The sequence below is a fragment of the Clostridium sp. AF19-22AC genome (genome assembly GCF_003479085.1).
Classification (GTDB): domain Bacteria; phylum Bacillota; class Clostridia; order Lachnospirales; family Lachnospiraceae; genus Faecalicatena_A; species Faecalicatena_A orotica.
In genome coordinates, this window is the sequence record NZ_QUGN01000011.1 from 115,517 (window position 1) to 134,080 (window position 18,564).

Annotated in this window: 17 protein-coding genes and 1 riboswitch; all 17 genes read right to left on the reverse strand. The window is 46.1% G+C overall.

Annotated elements, in window-relative coordinates; genetic code table 11:
* Positions 1–92: 92 nt before the first annotated feature.
* The 17 genes from DWX43_RS14040 to DWX43_RS14120 all read right to left on the reverse strand — a co-directional run bounded on the left by DWX43_RS14040 (position 93) and on the right by DWX43_RS14120 (position 18,557).
* Complete coding sequence (locus DWX43_RS14040; RefSeq protein ID WP_182440703.1) at positions 93–1,220, reverse strand: TPM domain-containing protein; 1,128 nt, start codon at positions 1,218–1,220, stop codon at positions 93–95.
* A 63-nt stretch (positions 1,221–1,283) separates the two neighbouring features.
* Positions 1,284–2,381, reverse strand: coding sequence for a hypothetical protein (locus DWX43_RS14045; RefSeq protein ID WP_118620720.1), 1,098 nt, complete (start codon positions 2,379–2,381; stop codon positions 1,284–1,286).
* Positions 2,382–2,650: 269 nt separating this feature from the next.
* Entirely contained in the window at positions 2,651–3,385 is a 735-nt protein-coding gene (locus tag DWX43_RS14050) for an ABC transporter ATP-binding protein (RefSeq protein WP_109731656.1), read from the reverse strand.
* A 3-nt stretch (positions 3,386–3,388) separates the two neighbouring features.
* Positions 3,389–4,405, reverse strand: coding sequence for an ABC transporter substrate-binding protein (locus tag DWX43_RS14055; RefSeq protein WP_118620721.1), 1,017 nt, complete (start codon positions 4,403–4,405; stop codon positions 3,389–3,391).
* A 14-nt stretch (positions 4,406–4,419) separates the two neighbouring features.
* Positions 4,420–5,133 (reverse strand): ABC transporter permease, encoded by a 714-nt coding sequence (locus tag DWX43_RS14060; RefSeq protein ID WP_243099316.1) that lies wholly within the window; start codon positions 5,131–5,133, stop codon positions 4,420–4,422.
* 43 nt (positions 5,134–5,176) lie between these two features.
* Positions 5,177–5,473: a thiamine-binding protein gene (locus DWX43_RS14065; RefSeq protein WP_118620723.1), complete on the reverse strand. Its 297-nt coding sequence runs from the start codon at positions 5,471–5,473 to the stop codon at positions 5,177–5,179.
* Between the two features lie 152 nt (positions 5,474–5,625).
* A riboswitch (TPP riboswitch) is annotated at positions 5,626–5,737 on the reverse strand.
* A 73-nt stretch (positions 5,738–5,810) separates the two neighbouring features.
* The gene (locus tag DWX43_RS14070) at positions 5,811–6,923 is read right to left on the reverse strand and encodes a HAMP domain-containing sensor histidine kinase (RefSeq protein WP_182440704.1); all 1,113 of its coding nucleotides are present in this window, start codon (positions 6,921–6,923) and stop codon (positions 5,811–5,813) included.
* Position 6,924: 1 nt separating this feature from the next.
* The gene (locus tag DWX43_RS14075; protein ID WP_118620725.1) at positions 6,925–7,572 is read right to left on the reverse strand and encodes a response regulator transcription factor; all 648 of its coding nucleotides are present in this window, start codon (positions 7,570–7,572) and stop codon (positions 6,925–6,927) included.
* 66 nt (positions 7,573–7,638) lie between these two features.
* The gene (locus DWX43_RS14080) at positions 7,639–8,616 is read right to left on the reverse strand and encodes a hypothetical protein (RefSeq protein ID WP_118620726.1); all 978 of its coding nucleotides are present in this window, start codon (positions 8,614–8,616) and stop codon (positions 7,639–7,641) included.
* A gap of 300 nt (positions 8,617–8,916) precedes the next feature.
* The gene (locus tag DWX43_RS26980) at positions 8,917–10,485 is read right to left on the reverse strand and encodes a thioester domain-containing protein (protein WP_182440705.1); all 1,569 of its coding nucleotides are present in this window, start codon (positions 10,483–10,485) and stop codon (positions 8,917–8,919) included.
* A gap of 338 nt (positions 10,486–10,823) precedes the next feature.
* Positions 10,824–12,008, reverse strand: a complete 1,185-nt coding sequence (locus DWX43_RS14090; RefSeq protein WP_118620727.1) for an MFS transporter — start codon at positions 12,006–12,008, stop codon at positions 10,824–10,826.
* The gene (locus tag DWX43_RS14095) at positions 12,009–12,368 is read right to left on the reverse strand and encodes a sensory rhodopsin transducer (RefSeq protein WP_181368705.1); all 360 of its coding nucleotides are present in this window, start codon (positions 12,366–12,368) and stop codon (positions 12,009–12,011) included. It abuts the gene before it with no gap.
* 12 nt (positions 12,369–12,380) lie between these two features.
* The gene (locus tag DWX43_RS14100; protein ID WP_118620728.1) at positions 12,381–13,556 is read right to left on the reverse strand and encodes a Xaa-Pro peptidase family protein; all 1,176 of its coding nucleotides are present in this window, start codon (positions 13,554–13,556) and stop codon (positions 12,381–12,383) included.
* Entirely contained in the window at positions 13,556–13,888 is a 333-nt protein-coding gene (locus tag DWX43_RS14105; protein ID WP_118620729.1) for an L-rhamnose mutarotase, read from the reverse strand. The genes DWX43_RS14100 and DWX43_RS14105 overlap by 1 nt, the downstream gene beginning before the upstream one ends.
* A gap of 40 nt (positions 13,889–13,928) precedes the next feature.
* Positions 13,929–16,052 (reverse strand): hypothetical protein, encoded by a 2,124-nt coding sequence (locus DWX43_RS14110; RefSeq protein WP_182440706.1) that lies wholly within the window; start codon positions 16,050–16,052, stop codon positions 13,929–13,931.
* Entirely contained in the window at positions 16,049–17,494 is a 1,446-nt protein-coding gene (locus DWX43_RS14115) for a M81 family metallopeptidase (protein WP_118620731.1), read from the reverse strand. The genes DWX43_RS14110 and DWX43_RS14115 overlap by 4 nt, the downstream gene beginning before the upstream one ends.
* 46 nt (positions 17,495–17,540) lie before the next feature.
* Positions 17,541–18,557 carry a substrate-binding domain-containing protein gene (locus DWX43_RS14120; RefSeq protein WP_109731642.1) on the reverse strand — a complete coding sequence of 339 codons (1,017 nt, stop codon included), beginning with the start codon at positions 18,555–18,557 and terminating at the stop codon, positions 17,541–17,543.
* Positions 18,558–18,564 lie beyond the last annotated feature (7 nt).

Sequence of the window (18,564 nt, forward strand, 5' to 3'; positions counted from 1 at the left end):
CTGCCTCCTGATTCAAATTTTAGGTTCCGGTTCACGGAATATCCCGTAAACCGGAACACTCTTACTTCTTCTATGTATGCATTCTCCCCGATTTAGAACTTACCGCTGCCTCCGCCATGTTTTTCACCGCTCCTGCTTGTATGGACCGTTGTATCAGCCTTGCTTTGCTTTGGCTTCTCCTGAGTAAAACGACCGCTCGCACCCCCATGCTTTTCACCGTTCCTGCTCGTATGGACCGTAGTGTGGGTCTCACTGTACTTTGACGTATTCTGGCGTTTCGGTGGTTCCTGACGTCTCGGCGGTTCTTTACGTCTTCTCTCATCATAACGTTCAGACGGTTCCTGATACCGGGACTGATTATAATTCTCTGGCGGTTCCTGCCTCTGTTGTTTTACAGGAACTTTTTTTACATCACTCGTTAAAAGCACATCATTCCTGCGAATCTGCGCAGAAACATCCTTACGCCTGTATACATCGGCATTTTGTTGTTTATATGCCGTCTTCATTCCTAGCCGCATCACAACCATATAGACGGCGGATATAATCAGCCCTAATATAAGGGCAGGAACTATGTAAGCAGCAGGTGTTTTAGGTGCCTCTGCCTCTTCCACCTGCACATTAGACTGCTTGTCTGCCGGCAAGCCGCTGTTTGACGGCTGATTGCCCGCAGTTTGTCTCCCTGCATCTGTATCCGGACTTCCCTCCACTGCATTTTGACTGTCTGCTGGAGGATTCAATTTCTCTTCGAATTTTTGGGTTAGTGCTTCAAGATAGCTTTTAAATCCGGCACCGAACTGTCCATTGGAAAAATAACTCTGTGCCGCATTTTGCCCCAACGCATTCATGTCATAGTCAGATAACAGATTAATCACATCTCCATGCGTTGAAATGGACCACTCACCAGCGCCCATATCCACTAAAAACAGCACTCCATCCTTCTTTTCCCCAATCCCGTACCCATTACTGTCAAACAACATATCAGCTTCGGCCTGGACATCCGCCTCCTGCCTTTGAGTTTCCGTTACCAGTACGACATCTATCTGATATTGTGTAACAATCGTGTTAATTAGCCCAGTTAATTCTGCTTCTTCTTCATCCGTTAGAAGTTCCGCATTGTCAATCACTTTCGGCAGATCAACTACATCACTGGCTGATACCGGTATTATATTTACCAGAAACAGGCAAATCAATGCTGCCGCAAAAAATCGTATTCTTTTCATTTTCTGTCCCTCTTCCATCATATATAGTCTCCATATTTTCTGATGCATTTCCTGTTCCGGCACTTATAGTAAGAAAAGTATCATGAGTATGTATATAATTGCACTGCTTCCCGCAAACACACCCAGTGCATATTTCCAGAACAGGCCTTTATCAACTGGGAGTTCTCCTGCCAGTTTCCCTGTCTGTCCATTTATTGCAAAACGGTATATCTGATCCTTGTACTTTATATTCAGCAGCCATACCGGAAGCAATGCATACTTTATTTTTCCTTTTCTGCAAGTAATACTGCAGCTTTTCTGTGTAATGGCACTATATTCCTTTTTGTTGACAGACTTCATCAGGGCATCTTCAAATGTGCTTTTTATCCTTTCCTCAGCCCGGCCCCGGCACGCTTCCTTAGACAGGTCAAATTTCATAGCTTCATAGCCTGACAGATACCCCTCCTGAAACTTTACTGCCTTTCCTGCATCAAAAGGTTCTATGGATTCCATATATGCGTCGTCTATTTCAGTGGAGCCGTCTACCGGTACGTGTTCGAAGCTCATCTCCCCTTCTCTTGACAACAGGTAATAGTCATTTCGTGTATATTCATAACTATCATCTTTCCATTTTTTTCTTTTCTGTGCATCAAAAACCATTGTCCCCTCTGCCTGACAGCTGAACAGCCAGAATGGGACATAAATCCCTTTGATTTCTTTAATTCTATTCTCAGAGCGAAAAGCCTTAGGTAAAAGCTTCTTCCCTTTACAGAACTTCTTATACGCCTCTTTTGCGGCCCCCTCATCCAACATAAAAGGGATAATCAGGTCTGGCTTGAACTCTCCTGACACCTGTTCCGGAAGAATCACAGGGCTGTCACAATATGGGCAGGTTGTAGATACCGTAGTCTCATCAGCCTCCACTTCTCCGCCGCAGGAAGGACAGGTATAGACTTTCGTACCGTCTTCTTTTACCTTCCATTGTATCGGGTTTTCCGAGGAGCCCTCCTCCCATTCATATGTATCTCCCCGGCCATCAGTTGATTCTACAATCTCTGCATATTGCCGGATTGCATTCACACTGACTTTATTGCCACAGGAAGGGCATTCAAGCTTCTGGGTATCACTGCTGAACACCAGGTTTCCACCACAACACGGGCATTTATAGCCTTTTGTACTCATATTTCATACTCCTTTTCTCATTCGGTTCGTTTTCATAAAAGAATTCATTTAATTAGTTTTAATTATATCATAGAATCCTGTAATTTTAAAACACAAAAGTCTTCCAACGAAAACAGACATCTAGCGAAACAAACGTCATACAAATGTAAATACAAAAATAGCGGGTATCTGCCTGACTTTTCTGCCGGCAGATACCCGCACGTATCTTTTTCTGACAGGTCTGTTCCCTGTCCATTCTGTTTTCGCTTTCATTTACCTGCTGTTTTTCATTACAGTTTTTCTATAATCATCCGTTTGTATCCCAGAAATTCCTCCGAGAGATTGAAATCCCTCCTCCGGGGTTTTGGTTCCTTTATCATGATTTCTTCTGTAATTTTTCCCGGGACCCCTGTCAGAAGATAGATCCGGTCCGACAGCAGGACTGCCTCGTCAATATCATGAGTGATAAACAATGTGGACATCCGGATCTTATCCATGACATCCAGATACCACCTGTGCATATCGCTTTTCGTCAGAGTATCCAGTGCGCTGAACGGTTCATCAAGCAGGGCGACATCTTTCGAAAACATATAAGTCCGAAGAAGAGCTGCCCTCTGTCTCATTCCTCCTGAAAGCTGATGCGGATATTTCTTCTGCGTTCCTTCCAGCCCGAATTCTTCAAAATAAGGGCTCACTTTCTCCCTGGCCGCTTTCTTTTTCTCCCCTTTGATTAGAAGCGGCAGTGCCGCATTATCTTCGATCGTACGGTAGGGAAGCAGCAGGTCCTTCTGCAGCATATAGCTGATATGGCCCGGCTGTCCTGTGACATCCTGCCCGTCAAGCAATATCCTCCCCTTATCCGGTATATTCAGACCGGAAATCACATTAAACAGGGTCGTCTTCCCTCCGCCGCTAGCTCCCAACAGACAGACCAGCTCGTTCTCATGCAGTTCTATGGAAATATCCTCAATAATGTTCTGCCCTTCATAGGACATTGTCACATCTGTTACTATCAGTTCTGCCATTTTCTACTCCAGATAATCGTTATTAAAACCTGTGTTTTCAGGGATTTCCTCTTCTGACAGGCCGTTCTCATTGATCCAGTTGTAGTAAGCATTCCACCTTGCAGGATCGATATATCCCCACTGGCTGACTTCTGCTTTATACTGGTCCTTCATGTATTCCTGACTTGCCTGTACGAGGTCAGGATCAAGCTCCGGCGCTGCCTTGCACAGGATGTCGGCGGCGTCTTTCGGATTCTCGATTGCAAATTCATAGCCTTTCTTTGCCGCAGATAAAAATGCCTTCGTTGTATCCGCATTTTCTTTCATCCATTCACGGTTTCCAATGATGACCGGTGTATAAAAATCAAAGGCACTGTTGATGTCTTTAAATGCAAAATAGTCGGTATCCAGACCTGCAACTTCTGTCGCAATCCCCGCCCATCCATAGAAAATCCAGATTGCATCCACAGACTTGCTCTGAAGTGCTGACACCTCATCCGTCACGGTGCTGGGAATCAGTTCCACTTTGCTGAAGTCTCCGCCGTCCGCTTCAACAACATTTTGCAGAGTAGCCTTTTCCAGTTCCAGATTCCATGTGGCATATTTCTTGCCCTCCAATCCCTTTGGACGGTCCATACCTTCCCCTTTGCGGGAAATAATTCCGGATGTGTTGTGCTGTAAAACCGCCGCAACGGCTTCGACCGGAAGTGCATCATCTCCGGTAAAAGCAGGCATCAGGCTGTCCTGAAAGGAAACACCGAACTGTGCTTTTCCTGACGCAACCAGAACTTCCGCCCCGTCCTCCGGAGGCTGCACGATCTCCACGTCAAGTCCTGCATCAGCAAAGTAACCTTTTTCCTGAGCCACATAGATACCCGTGTGATTCGTATTCGGAGTCCAGTCAAGCACAAAGGTAAGCTTAGTAAGGTCTTTATCTGAATCCTGACCCGATTTCTTTGTATCTTCCGATTTTCCGCTGCATCCGGCCATACTGGCAGTCAGCGCCGCAGCGAGTAAAACCGCTAAAATTCTCTTTTTCATAAACCATTTCTCCTCTATTTTGTTTCTTCCCAGGGCATGCATTTTTTCTGAAGCAAATTGACCAGCTTCATCAGAACAAGACTGATTGCCGATATCAGAAAGATGACTGCAAACATCTTATCAAACGAAAATCCTTTCTTTACCCTGATCATATATACTCCCAGTCCGTTAAATCCTCCCAGCCATTCAGAAATCACCGCTCCGACTACTGCATAGGATGCAGAAATCCTGAGACTTGCAAAGAACTGGCTTAAGGAACCCGGAAACTTCACAAACCAGAATGTCTGCATCTTCGACGCCCCCATTGAACGCATCAGATTGATCGTATCCCTGTCCGCCGCACGGAATCCATCCAACAGGCTGACGGTGATCGGGAAAAACGTCACGATGACAATCAGAATTACCTTCGGCAGCATCTCATATCCGAACCACAAAACTAAAAGCGGTGCAATTGCCACTGTCGGAACCGTCTGTGTCAGGATAATCAGTGGATAAAACGCCTGATAAACCTTTTCAAACCGGTCCATTAAGACGGCCATCAAGAACCCGATCAAAACACCCATTGCAAGACCTACAAATGCTTCTATAAGCGTTACCTTCGCATTGCTCATCAGTACCGGGAAATCAGATACAAAAGATTTCACGACATCTATCGGTGAGGGCAGCATAAACTTTGAGATCAGGCCGGTCCCGCTGGCTGTCTGCCAGAGGGCTAAAATCACCAGAATGGCAAATGCCGGCCAGAAGCCGGCTGACCAATTCCTGCCCGCTTTATACGTGGTGTTTTGTGACTTTCTTTTCAATGGTAAGCACGTCTCCTTCCGGCTTGTAGGATACTTTAATATAAGCCGCTACCGATGGTGCGCCCGCGCGGATTGCAATATGCTGGCACTCTTTTACTATATCCATCAGTTCATCATAATCTCCCTCGATTGCTGTTTCAAACGGTCCTACATAATAGTTCAGACCGGTGCTTTTAATATAGTCGATCACCTCATCGACGATACGGATCAGTTCCTCATCATTTGCCGCCTCCGGCAGTGTCTGGATTGCTACACTTGCATTCATACTTTTTTCCTCCTGATTTTGAATTTTTCTGACATGCCTTATGGCACATCTTGGAATTAGGTATCCTGAAAACGAAAAGAAAACCCCGTCAGATATGTCTGGCGAGGTTCGCATGCTTCATATGTCTTATAAAACTTCTTTATTCTATAAGTATACTCTGTATATCTACTTTCCTACGCTGGCATTATCCAGATCAGGTATACGGGTTAAAGGTCTGTTTACCTTACTCTCAGCCGGTTTACACCAGCACCCCTGTCTTATTTAATTCCACATTTAGTTTATCCTGTAACACTCCTAATGTCAAGGACAGATAAAAATTTCCCACGATTCCCTTCCCTCACAGGATGACCGAAGTAGTTGTCCCCTCTTCCTTTGAGGACCTGTAGACCAGTCTCCAGCCATGCACGCCTGCTATCTCATGGCACAGCCCGATTCCAAACCCATGCCTGTCCGCATATTCCGGGCGGAACCCCTTAACCCGGTTCATCTGCCTTAACTTCTTTTCGCTGATTGGTTCCCCGTCATTCCAGATGATGATATCCTGTTTATCTGCCGTAAGCTTTACATGTTCGCCTGCATTCACCGCATTATGTACCAGATTTTCCAGCATACAGCGTATTAAAGTCGGGTCCCCCTGTACCGTTTCTATCCGGCAGTCCACTTCCAGATCCGGGTACAGCAGTTTTATCTGGTCAAGCAGTTCCTTAAGCCTTACCTTCTGCATCTGTACACGTCCTTCCCTCATACCACCCATAATCAGAAGCTTCTCCACGATATTTCCCATATTGAGCGAGCTCTCTACAATCTGCTGTGCAGCAAAAAAACGGTCTTCTTCGCTGAGATTCCCCATCATCAGATATTCTGCGTATCCCTGAATTCCGGTCAGCGGTGTTCGCAGTTCATGGGCAATCTGGCTGACCGGCCGGTTAATACGCTTCATTGTCAGGTACAGCATAATCCCTATGACTGCTGCAATCAGGACACTAAGAAGCATTATCTGTATGATACGCTGCTTCTGTGCATCATTGAAAGAAGCCATACTTTCCATATAAGAGATGTGCAGAACTGCACCGCCTGGCATCACAATGCTGTCCCGGATCAGGATATAAGATGTCCTTCGCCAGGTAACCACCTGTAGTCTGCCGCTGTCTGCGGCATCTAAAGGAATATAGTCAACCACCTTTTCTTCATCAATTGACACACTGATTTTGACCCCTGTGGCCAGATATCTTTTGGCCGCATCTTCTATCTTTTCCTCCAGCTTTCCCCTGTCAGTTTCCTGATAGCCAGACAGCATGTAGGCGATGCCCTGTTCCCCCGATACAGCCCGGCTGATCCAGTCCTTAAGTTCACTGCGGTACAGAACAGCATGGAGGGCAAGCAGGCTTCCCTCTATAATAACCAGGAAAAACAGAAATGTAACAAGAAAATTCTTTTTCCATAGCTGCATCTTAAATCTCCAATCGGTACCCATATTTAAATATCGTTTTTATCTCCCTCTCCAGCCCCAGTTTCTGGCGCAGGCGCCGGATATGGACGTCAACAGTTCTGTCATCCCCGTAAAAATCCATTCCCCATGCCAGATCCAGAAGCCTGTCTCTGGAAAGCGCAATATTTCTGTTGTCAAGAAGTACCTTCAGCAGTTCATACTCACGGGAAGTCAACTCTACCGTTTCTGCATTTTTCGTAACAACAGCCTTCGCCGTATCCACTTCCACATCCCCGATCCGGTACAGAGTCTGCTCCTTATGAGAACGGCGCAGCGCTACATGTATACGTGCCGTAAGCTCTTCCATTGCAAATGGTTTTACAATGTAGTCTTCGGCCCCGCCGTTCAGCCCCTTTACCCTGTCGGAAATCTCGCCCCTTGCAGTCACACAGATGACCGGAATCTCCCTGAACTGCTTCAATAAATCGAAGCCGCTCATATCCGGCAGATTCATATCCAGCAAAATCAGATCCGGTGCTTTTTGCTCCACGGACCTCAGGGCTTCCCGCCCCTGAAAGGCGGAAAACCCTCTGTGTCCTGTCATTTCGATTGTACGCCTGATTAATTCATTGATGCTTTTGTCATCCTCGACAATTAAAATATCTGCCATAGGCGCCCCCTGTTTTTATGTATGATTCGTAAAACTATTCATGAATTCAGAACAGTTACTGGTATCCTAATGCTTTCCCCCCGCAGCCGCATCGACAATTATCTTTGTCAGATCTTCTGCCGAAAAATCAGATATCACTGCCTTATCCGGGTCAATCCCCCTCTTTCTGCAAAATTCTCCGATTGCATTTCTTGCATCCTCGAGCTGGTTCGTATCACGTATATGGGCTTCCAGTGACCATTCCACGATCTTATAACCGTCCCTTTCGGCATTATCTTCATACAGTGTCGATGCCCCCAGGTATTTCAACAGCCACAGTGCCTCCTCGTAGGCAGAGATTTCACCCTTAATATCTTTTACCTTCGCGGTATCGTAATTCAGATTGTATTTCTCACATACCTGCTTTGCAATCTTCTTGTCAAGCTGGTGCTCTTTATACAGTCTGTTGTTAATTCGGTCCTTCTCTTTTTCTGTCCCGTGGTCTGAAGTATCAAAAGCCAGATTCCCAATTTCAATCAATTCCTCTGCCGTTAAATCAGAAACTACAGACTTGTCCGGATTAATGCCGTGGTCTCCGCAGTATGCTTCTATCACATCTTTCCCTCCGGAAAATGCATAAATCTCACAGATATACATCTCCAGTGACTGCACAGGACCTGCCTTACCATCCTTAATACTTTCCTCGAGCAAGGGGGAATTACCTAAATCTTTTAAAAGCCTCAGTGCTTCCGCATAAGAGGACATTTCTGGTGTGATTTCTTCCAGCGTAACCGTATCATAATCCAACCCGTACTTTTCACATACCTTTGCGGCAGTCTCCTGATCCTGATTATACTCTTTATATGGTGCATTCTGATCCCATACTTCATAATATATTTTGACTATATCTGACGGCTCATCCATTTCTTTATCTGCCGCCTTTACAATCTCACTGACAGCCAGCGTGTTCGTAAGTTTCATTCCGGCGCCCAGCACGGCTGTCATGCATACAACCAGACCTCCCGCAATAACCGCAGCCTTGTACTTCCTCCATATCTCTTTCATAACCCATATCTCCTTTCTCCTGTCATAATGCCGTATAAACCGGTGAGTACAGTACTCTTTTGTTACTATTGTTCCTTACACACTCATCATAAACAGGAGATGTTGCAGACTTATTACAGATGGATACCGGCAGGGCTTTTTTCATAATAAACTGGTTTATTTAGAAAGTAACACAGCAGCTGCGCCGCTGTGTTACTTATTCAGTATAGCATAATATAAATACTTACACTATGTGCCCTTTTACGATTTATTGGCAGATATTTTATAAATCCCTGTTATTTTTTCTTTTTCGTCCAAACTCTACCTCTCCGCTGTTCCTGTATGCTTCTCTTCCTCTGAGCTGCATGACTGGTTACAGCAGCAAGGGGGCTTCGGAAGACAGGGCGTTTTCGGTGGACATGGGGGACACGGCGGCTTTGGCGGGCATGGCGGTTCCGGCGGACACGGCGGCTTTGGTGGACACGTCGGCTTCGGCGGACACGGTGGTTCCGGCGGACATGGCGGATACGGCGGCCTCGGTGGATATGGCGGATACGGTGGATATGGCGGATACGGTGGTTCCGGCGGATATGGTGGATATGGTGGGTACGGTGGTTCCTGAAAATACGGCGGTCTTGGCCAATATCCGTTATACGGAGGATACCCGCATATACATGGCGGATAAGGATACATTCCGCCCCCCTGATTTGAATTACTATTATTATTATTATTGTTGTTATTATTATTTGAAGTATTATTATTAATGTTTATCCCCGGTCTGCAGGATTTCTCTTTTACTTTACCTGCTGCCGCGCATACACAAATTTCTGCTGTAACTGTAACTCTTTCATTAAGCAGCCCGGTTCCAATCGGCTGATAATTTGGTGAACTCTCAGGCTTCATGGTAACCACACGTGTTACATCTGTTGTAAATGATGCACTTAACGTAAAGCATATATAATCCTTCATCGTTCTGACAGCCAGATAAAATTCGTCTCCTATAGACGGTGTTTCGATACTATTTCCGCAGAAATCCATAAATACTGCTGAAAAATCATCCTGGCATGTGCATAAAGGTTCTATCGTAATACTGGGCTGCCCAGTCAGTCCGGACTGAAGTCTGAAAGGGCCTATCAATAGTCTTCCACATACTGTCCTTAATTCATTCGGACAGCCTGAAAATACCAGATATGGTACGCTTACATCTGATGGAATTTCTCCCGTATTGCAGCAGTCAATCCCTGTATTTTTGCAGCAGTTCTGGTTTGCCGCCTTTGGGGGCGCCGGTACTGCTGCTGAGTCTGCAAATTCTCCTGCAAGTTCCAGAAGACGCAGGACGGCAGCACGCATTCTTGCTGACTTCGGATGTGCTTCATCTGTAGTACAATCTAAAAAATATACTTCATCAGGCGCAATCTGCCCCAATAAAACCCACAGGGCCACCTGAACAGCAGCGTAGGCATCATTGTCATCCAATGGAGGGTTTGCTGTTGGATCTACCCCCGCTAGTGCAAATGTCTGTGCCGCGCTGACCGTTGGAAAAGTATTTGCCAGTATCCAGGCAAGCATCTGCTTTTGTCTCTCCGTGGCTGTTTCGAAAATAGATTCAAACGGAGCACTTACATAGGGAATATCCCCATATGGTCCATCCGCAAATTTATCCAGACAATATGCAAAACCCGTCGTTCCATTTTGAGTCAGTCTGAATTGAAATATATTGTTGTGATCCGGCCGGTCCAGATGATATCTGGATTCAGTAGTAGAAGGCAGTGAACAGTAGTTGCGCACTTCCGGATCACCTGTCGCAGTCCCTGTCAGATCGGTACCAGGGTAAATCGTAAAAGGACGCGATACGATCCGGACAGTCTGCTGATTGATGACTTGTATCATAATTTGATCTCCGGTAAATTTGTTCTTATGATACGGTATGTTCGGTTTTCAGATATGTTCCAACTTCAAAAAAACAGTATTTATTAGTCATCAAAACTGGTAATTTCCGGCTGAACCGCCAAGGAAATCAGATTTATCTTCTACACCATGTAAAAAATAAGATTCAGACCTTAGAATTTTATGAATAAAACGGTCTGGGATTTTGATGTGAAGTCAGTATAGCACTGCCTGGTGTTTTATACAAGACAAAGTTTCCGCTATTGGATGCCCTGCATCAAATTGAAGCAGGCTCAACAGCGGAAACCATATAGCTTGCAATACATTTCATGTTCAAGAAATCAACGCTTTTTCAGATAACAGATACACAGGATTCCTCCTGCCAGACTGCATACAGCCAGCAGTATAAATCCGTATCTTAACTCACCGGCTCCTGCCAGTTTTCCAAGAATGAGTGGAGACAAAACTGCCCCCATCCCGCAGCCGGCAGACATGATACCTGCTGCCATTGCCGCTCTTTCTTTGTAATCCTCCGTCGCAGTCCCCATGAGATTAGGCCAAAGTGTCCCAAGTAAAAATCCCAGAATGGAAAACAAAATCACAGCCGATTCTGCCCTTTCTGTCATAGAAATCCAAAACAGAACAGGTACTGACAGAAGGAAACAGGATGGAAGGAGGAACCGCCTGTACCGATACAAAAGTCCCGATGCGAAACGGGACGGGACCATAAAAAGCCAGAAAGAAGAAACTGCCCACGCAGACAACGGCGCTCCTCCTAATTCGATCTGCATGTAGGAATCAATATAATAACTGACTCCAACCTCCAGGCCTCCGTAAAGGAAAAAAGAAAACACGAGCAGGGAAAAAATGGGTGGGAACTTTATTGTACTACCTGCATTCACATTTTTTTTAACTGCCGGCGCTGCTGTTTTAATATCCGGCAGCTTGCTGCATATTCCCTGACTTATACAATGGTTTCCACTGCTTCTCTTTAAAAGTAAGCAGCCCCAGAGAACGAGAAATCCAATACCACAGATAATAAACAGGATATTCCAGCCTGCTCCCTGCTTTGCGGCCCATGATATCAGATGGGGCCCTGCCACTGCCCCAAGGCTGAACGCACCCTGTACAAGGTTCAGATACAACCCCGCTTTTTCCCGGTACTGCTCCGTCAAAACAGCCGAAACCAGGCTTTCACACACACTATATCCTGAACCGATCAGAAAGATTCCCGGGAGAAGTATCTCGTAGGCATGTGCCGATACAACAATTCCACATCCGACAGCAAAGACAAGGCAGAATATGCGGAGAATTCTTATCTTCCCCGCACGTTCTGCCACCATTCCAAACAAAAACGGCATCATAATTATCGCACTGTACTGTGCCGCAACCAGACTTCCATTCCCGGTTCCTGACAGGCCGAAATCCTCCGCCATTTTAAGCAGTGAAATCTGGAATCCGCCGGATTCAATTCCGAGAAGAAACAGTAGTACCAGTGATATCAGAAATAGTTTCAGCTTCTTCATCTAAACACTGTAGCCGGCAACCGGATAGTATGCCATGTCTTTCCTTCTGTCAAGACGGCCGTAGACCGCCACAACTGGTACACTGCTGTTTACAATGACCGCAAACTGCCCCGGCCTGATCTGGTATTGTTCTTCCCCCAGTGGTTCATCCATACGAAAACAGCAGACACGTTTTGCCGGTACATTCAGCAGAATCCCTTCTTTTGGTTCCTCAGCTTCAAAGAGCAGGTCCAGCCTGATCCCGGCATCCTCTTTTCCCGCATTCACAATCATCAGAGCCTCGTGGCCGAAAGGCTCCTCCTCACCTCTGGGCGGAAGATCTCCGTCAGCAAACACCCATGTCTTTTTTCCAATCTCCATTTTCATTCCCTCCTATTTTACATCCTCTTCAAACCATGCATCCAGTTCCGGGCAAAGCGGTCTGCATCCATCTTCTGTGATTGTATAAACAGTTTCGATTCTTGCCCCATGCAGTGTTGGATGTCCGAAGAAACTCACATCAACACATACCGTCATCCCCGGTTCCAGTACATCTTCAGAGTTCGGGCCGTAGAAAGGAGCCTCTGCCTCCATCAGTCCGATTGTATGTGCAAACGGGCAGACGAGATAGGGAAGGAGCCCTTCCTCCTGAAAGATCTCACGTCCGGGCACATCAATCTCTTTTCCGGATACTCCGGGTTTCAGCATGGCCTTCGTCGCCCTGAGTACCTTCCTCAAAACATTAACCGCCCATTTCTGTTCCTCCGTATACGTACCTGATACGGGCACCGTTTCTCCAAATGTTCCCGCATAACCATTGACTCTCGGCGCAATTCCAAGCATGACCCATTCGCCGTCCTTTAATTCCTTGTTGATCGCAGTCGGTACCACAGCGTTGGATCTTTCCCCACTTCCGACAATCGTTGCATATGCAAAGCTGTTTGCACCATTTTTCCGGCATACATACTCACCGGCGGCTGCAATCTCGTGTTCATATGTACCCGGTTTTACTAATTCCTTCATTTCCAGATACGCCTGGTATGATAGTGCCGTCGCCTGTCTTACGTTATCCAGTTCCCACTCTGACTTATGGGAACGCAGAGCCTCATATTCATCTGTGATATCCACCAGTTCCACGCCTTTGAACCCTTCTGCAAACTGTGTGTAAACGGCATGGGGAATCACAGTCGTCCCGACGACGCCAATCCGCTTTAATGAAATTCCTTTTCCGTTAAGTTCCTCGTATAACTTTTCAAAATCTATAATGCTGGCATTTGGATACTCTTCATCTGGCACCATAAATACTGTAAAATTGCGTGTTTCCCGCACTGCACTGCTCATTTTTGCAAACGGTTCGCTTTCCGGACCACCCAGCAGGATTGCTTCTCCCTTAGCAGGGAGAAAAACTGCTCCCTTTTCAAACTGCGGACACCAGCCTGTTACATACCACCCGTTCGCAATATTCAGTTCATCGTAATAAATCAAAGCAGCATCAAGCCCGCCTTTCTCTAAGATCGCGCGGACCTTTTCCATTCTCCTGTCTGTTTCTCCCTGATTAAAATATGACATTACAAAACCTCCTTTTCTTCTCCCTGATTAAAAAATACCAGTTCCATCGGCCATTCTTTCCTGCCGGCTGTTTCCTCGATATAGACAAATTCCTCCATCCTGTCCCTCCAGTCTGCGTAGACTTTACTGGAATCAAGAACTGCCTGCATCCTTTCTTCATCGTCTGTCTCATAATAAGCAAACAGCTTCCTTCCCAGATTCCAAATGGAATAATTCCGGATTCCCGCCTCATTAAGCACTTCACGCATTTCAGGCCATATGTTTTCATGTGCCTGAATATAAGCCTCTCTCTTGTTCTCTCTTACTTCAAAATATATTCCCGTTCGTTTCATCACTTTGCACCTGCCCTGTTTTAACCGTATCTGTCCCCGGCTAGAACCACATCCATCCCAGAGATTCTACCCCCAGATAAACCGGCCTTTCTTGTCTCCTGTCAGGGTACAATCTGTTTAATATGCACCTCTTCAGTTCATGATAAGGAATCATACAGGATGCTGTTCCCGTCTCCAAAACCGGGTTCACATCAAAATAATTTTCACGGATTATTTCAAACTCTCTTTCATTATCCAGATACATTTTCCTTAAGCAGTCCTGTTTTTCCTCTTCTGACTCTGCTTCCTCAAACTTCAGTGACTCCAGAGCCATATCATATATGATTCTGCTGCGCATCACAGAAATCTTCCATTTCTTGAAGTGCAGTGCAAAGTCATAGTTTCTCTTATCAGAACGTAATTCTTCTATAATATGGTCCAGCTTCTGCATGAGATCCGGATAAAGCCTGACAGCCTCCTGAATCCGGGGTATATCTCTTTTTTCAACTTTATTTTTTGCAAATGGGAATTCCAGTTCAAATATGTTCAGCTGGCTCTCGTGTATCGTAAACATGTTTGTCATAACGAAATAAATGTCATCCGCCAGATCCCCAAACACGGTCTCCAAAGCATATCTGTAAAATTCCTCTGTCTCTTTTTCACCGCCCCAGCCATAATATGCGTGGGCAAAGAAAGCCATAAAAAATCCATACCACTCAAACAGGTACCCATTGATCCCGGCCGCATGCATCCTGACAGACCCCTTATGCTGCCGGATATCCTCGTCAATATACTGTGTAATTGGTTCCTCTCCACAGCGCAGCCCATTGCATTTCAGCGGACGGATCAGTCGTCCCAGACCGGCCGCAAATCCAATTGCCTCGGTATCTCTTGCACGTATCCTTTCTCTGCCGAAGGCATGAATCCACTTCTCAAACTCACTCTCCTCAACATATTGTCCCGGTGCCCAGAATAATACGACATCATCCGGAATACTTGCCTTCATTTTAGCAATCAGTTCCTCCGGGCGCACAAGCGGAGGCTGTCTCCACGCCCGGATTCCAATCGTAATATCCGGCTTCGCTGCCTTTAGTTCCTCGTAAAGAATCTGGAGCAGCCAGGTATTTGCCGCATGGAGTGTCTCTTCCGGCGTACTGCATCCTTTCCAGAATGTTTCCCTGCACCTTTCACAATTACAATACCAGAATGCCTCCTCGCTTTCCTCAAAATCAATTCCGTCGAATCCCTGTGAGACAATACTTCTCATACTCTTCTTTAAATACTGGACCGTCCCCTCATCACTAAGGCACAGACTGTCAAAATCATTGATAAAATGGCTGTCCTTCTGCATTTTCATCCGTTTTTCCTTATGGGCATTCGAGTATCCCCCGCTATAGCTGTTCAGCCCAATGTACGCATAGAACCGGATCCCAAGCTTATGCCCGTACTCGATCAGCTGCGGCAGGAACTCTTCCGCAAGATTCGGATGCATATATTCGACCTCCACCCAGTTTTCACTCTCCGGATTCCACAGCTTCATCTTAAGTCCCCGAAGTTCTGCTTCCGGATACCCCTCCATACGAAACGGCCAGTAACCGTAAAGGCACATATTGAGCTGGTTCATCTTATAATCAGAACAGATATCCAAAAACTGTTTCCATTCCTTCAGGCCCCAGAGCTGCATATCAAAGCCGAATCTTCCGTAACCGGCATACCATGCAAAAGTCACGGACAGGCTTCTGTACTCTATGGAAGGCCAGTCTGCTGCACATATCTGCGGCAGATAAAACTGCTCACCGCCTTCTAGCAGCTGTTTCACCGTGGACAGTGCATATGCAAAGCCTTCCTGTGTATCTGTAAAGACCCGCACCTCGTCTTCTGTAATATCCAGCAAATACCCCTGCCTGGAAAAGAGCTCTGCCGATTCTTCTGGTATGCTTCCTTCCATTTCGTGAAGCTCCATACACACATCCGGGAGCTTTCTGGCATCTTCCAGATTCCTTAAGATTATCTTGATAGTATCATGCCCGCACTCCAGCTCCTCATAATTCCACAGCTTTAAGTGTAGAATCTCTTCTGCTTCCTTCCCAAAAGGTACCCCGGCAGACAAGGAAACTCCTGAAAATGATTTTGTGTACCCCCTCTTTTTCCTGATCTGCTTTACTTCCGGGATTATCTGTTTCATGTTCTCACCTCCGCTTCTTCCATAATCTCTTCCCATGTAATGTCGTTATTAATCGGATACACTCGTTTCTTCAGATTCTGATAATCGATCTGTGTAAAATCGTTGCTGCTGATTCCCGGCGTCATGGCAAAAATAAAACGGTTTGATATTTCCCTTAATTTCGGAAACAGATATCCCATCTTTATCACAACGACCTGATAGTCTTCCGGCCGTATGCCCATTTTTTTGAAGTGTTCCGGTGTCGTAAATGCAGCACGTGCATTTGTGAGCACAATATCCGTATTCCCACAGCTCACTAAGACCCCCTCACCAACCTCATCTCCTGCCCAGCCATAGACGATTCCTTTTTTCCTCAAAATAACCCGGCATGGCGTTTCTATTTCCTGTTTCTCACACTGTCCACGGCATAACACGATATCCCGGCTTTCGCCTACTTCTGATTTCAAAAGCTCATCGACCGCCTTCCGGGCGTGAATCCCGCAGATCAGGACGCCTTTCTGATTTTGTTCCAGATATTTTCTCAAAAGAAGAGTTCCCTCCCCGTCTGCCCCGGCCGTTGTATTGTCCCCGGAATCTGTGACAAAAAGAATGCCCTCCTGATTCTGAAGTGACTCTTCCACTGCCTGATCTGTGTTCATTGCCTGGTCAATCTTAAGATTCTCCCTTCCATCCCAGAAAGTCTTTGCGAGCTTTACTGCCGCTTGAAAACTTTTCTGCCTGTCTGTACCGGAAATCACTGCACAGTTTCCTGTATATGGTGAATCATACCAGGGCTGTCCGTTGAAAAATGCGCAGGATATCACCTCTTCCGACGCATCCATATGTTGTAAATATTTTGTGATAGTAACAAATGGTTCTTTGTCTGTTGTCGCGGCATCCCCTCCTAAATATGGTACCCGGACAAATACCGGTGCCGGGCATATGTGCCTTTTGATGCACTTCAGCAGTGACTTTGCGGCCCGCCTCTCCGTATCATCATGGTCGACATGAGGGGCTGTCCGAAATCCCTGGATGGCATTGACAGCTTTAATAAATCCGTCAGAAAGATTGGCATGATAGTCAAGTGCCACAGATATCGGGACCCCGTCACCAACCACTTCACGGATCGACTTCACAAGCTGCTCTTCCCCGCTCCCCAGTCCTTCTACATACATCGCCCCGTGGAGATATAGGTAAATTCCGTCTGCGTCTCTATTTTTCTGTATAAGTTCTATGAAAATTGTACGGTAATGCTCAAATGCTTTCCGAGATACCATCCCGCCCGGCAGGGCACTTGCATAGAGCAGCGGGACAACTTGTGCTCCTGCTTCGCAAAATACCGGGGTAGCCGCCATCTTTTCAAGCAGCGCATCCCCTGTAAAAACCTCAAAATCTTCTGTTTCTGTTCTTTGTCTGCAAAACGTATTTGCTTCACATTGAAACGAACCTTCCAGTATTTTCATCTGTCTTTTCCTTTACTGATTCTTTGGGAGTGTCATAAAACCTTCTTTAGTTTCCTGAACGAAGATCCATGAATTTCTGTGCCTCTTCCTTCGTGCTGACTGGTACATAATCCGCGAGTATTTCTTTCTTCGGGGCATTTCCGTCCAGTATGCTTACCATCTCTTCTACGGCAAGCTTGCACTCTTCCTCGCAGTAATCAACAACGGTTGCTGCCATTTTCCCGTCCATAACCGCCTGAAGTGCTTCAGCATCTCCGTCAATCCCGACAATCTTAATCTCTGTTCTGTTTGCTGCCTGACACGCGTTTAACGCACCTAACGCCATCTGGTCGTTATGGGCTACGATCGCATCGATCTCTCCTGCCGGATATTTTGCCAGCCAGGCCTCTGTTACAGCCATCGCCTTATCCTTTGAGAATTCTCCTGACTGTGACTCTACAAGTTCAATGTCAGGATAGTTTTTCAATTCCTCTGCGATTCCCGCTCCTCTGTTAATCTGTGCCGTATGCCCGATAACGCCCTGAATTTCAAACAGCTTTCCTTTTTCATCTATCGCATCTGCAATCAGGTCCATTGCCATAATACCGGAGGACTTTACGTCTGTGCCTACGAATGTGGCGTAATCTTCGTTTTCCGTATAAGAGATAAACTCGACCAGAGGAATTCCGGCATTTTTACATGCCTCCACTGCGGATGAACTTCCTTCAAAGCTTAAGCAGTTCAGAAGAATACCGTCTACACCCTGTGCAATCATTGTATCGACGTCACTGAGCTGTTTTTCCACAGAATCCTCGCTGTCCACCATGACAAGTTCTACCTGGTCCATATCATCATCCAGTTTATTGAGTGCATTTACCATGTTTTTAATAAACTCATACTTCCAGGCCTGTGTGGATACACCGATCTTATACACCTTTCCACTGTCTGGCCCGTCCTCACTTTTACTGTCCGTACCTTTGTCATCCACGCTGTCATTTCCGGAATCCTTTGAATTTCCACATCCTGCCAGCATTGCCATAACCATTGCTGCACAAAGCAGCAGACTCAATAATCTCTTTTTCATAACACGG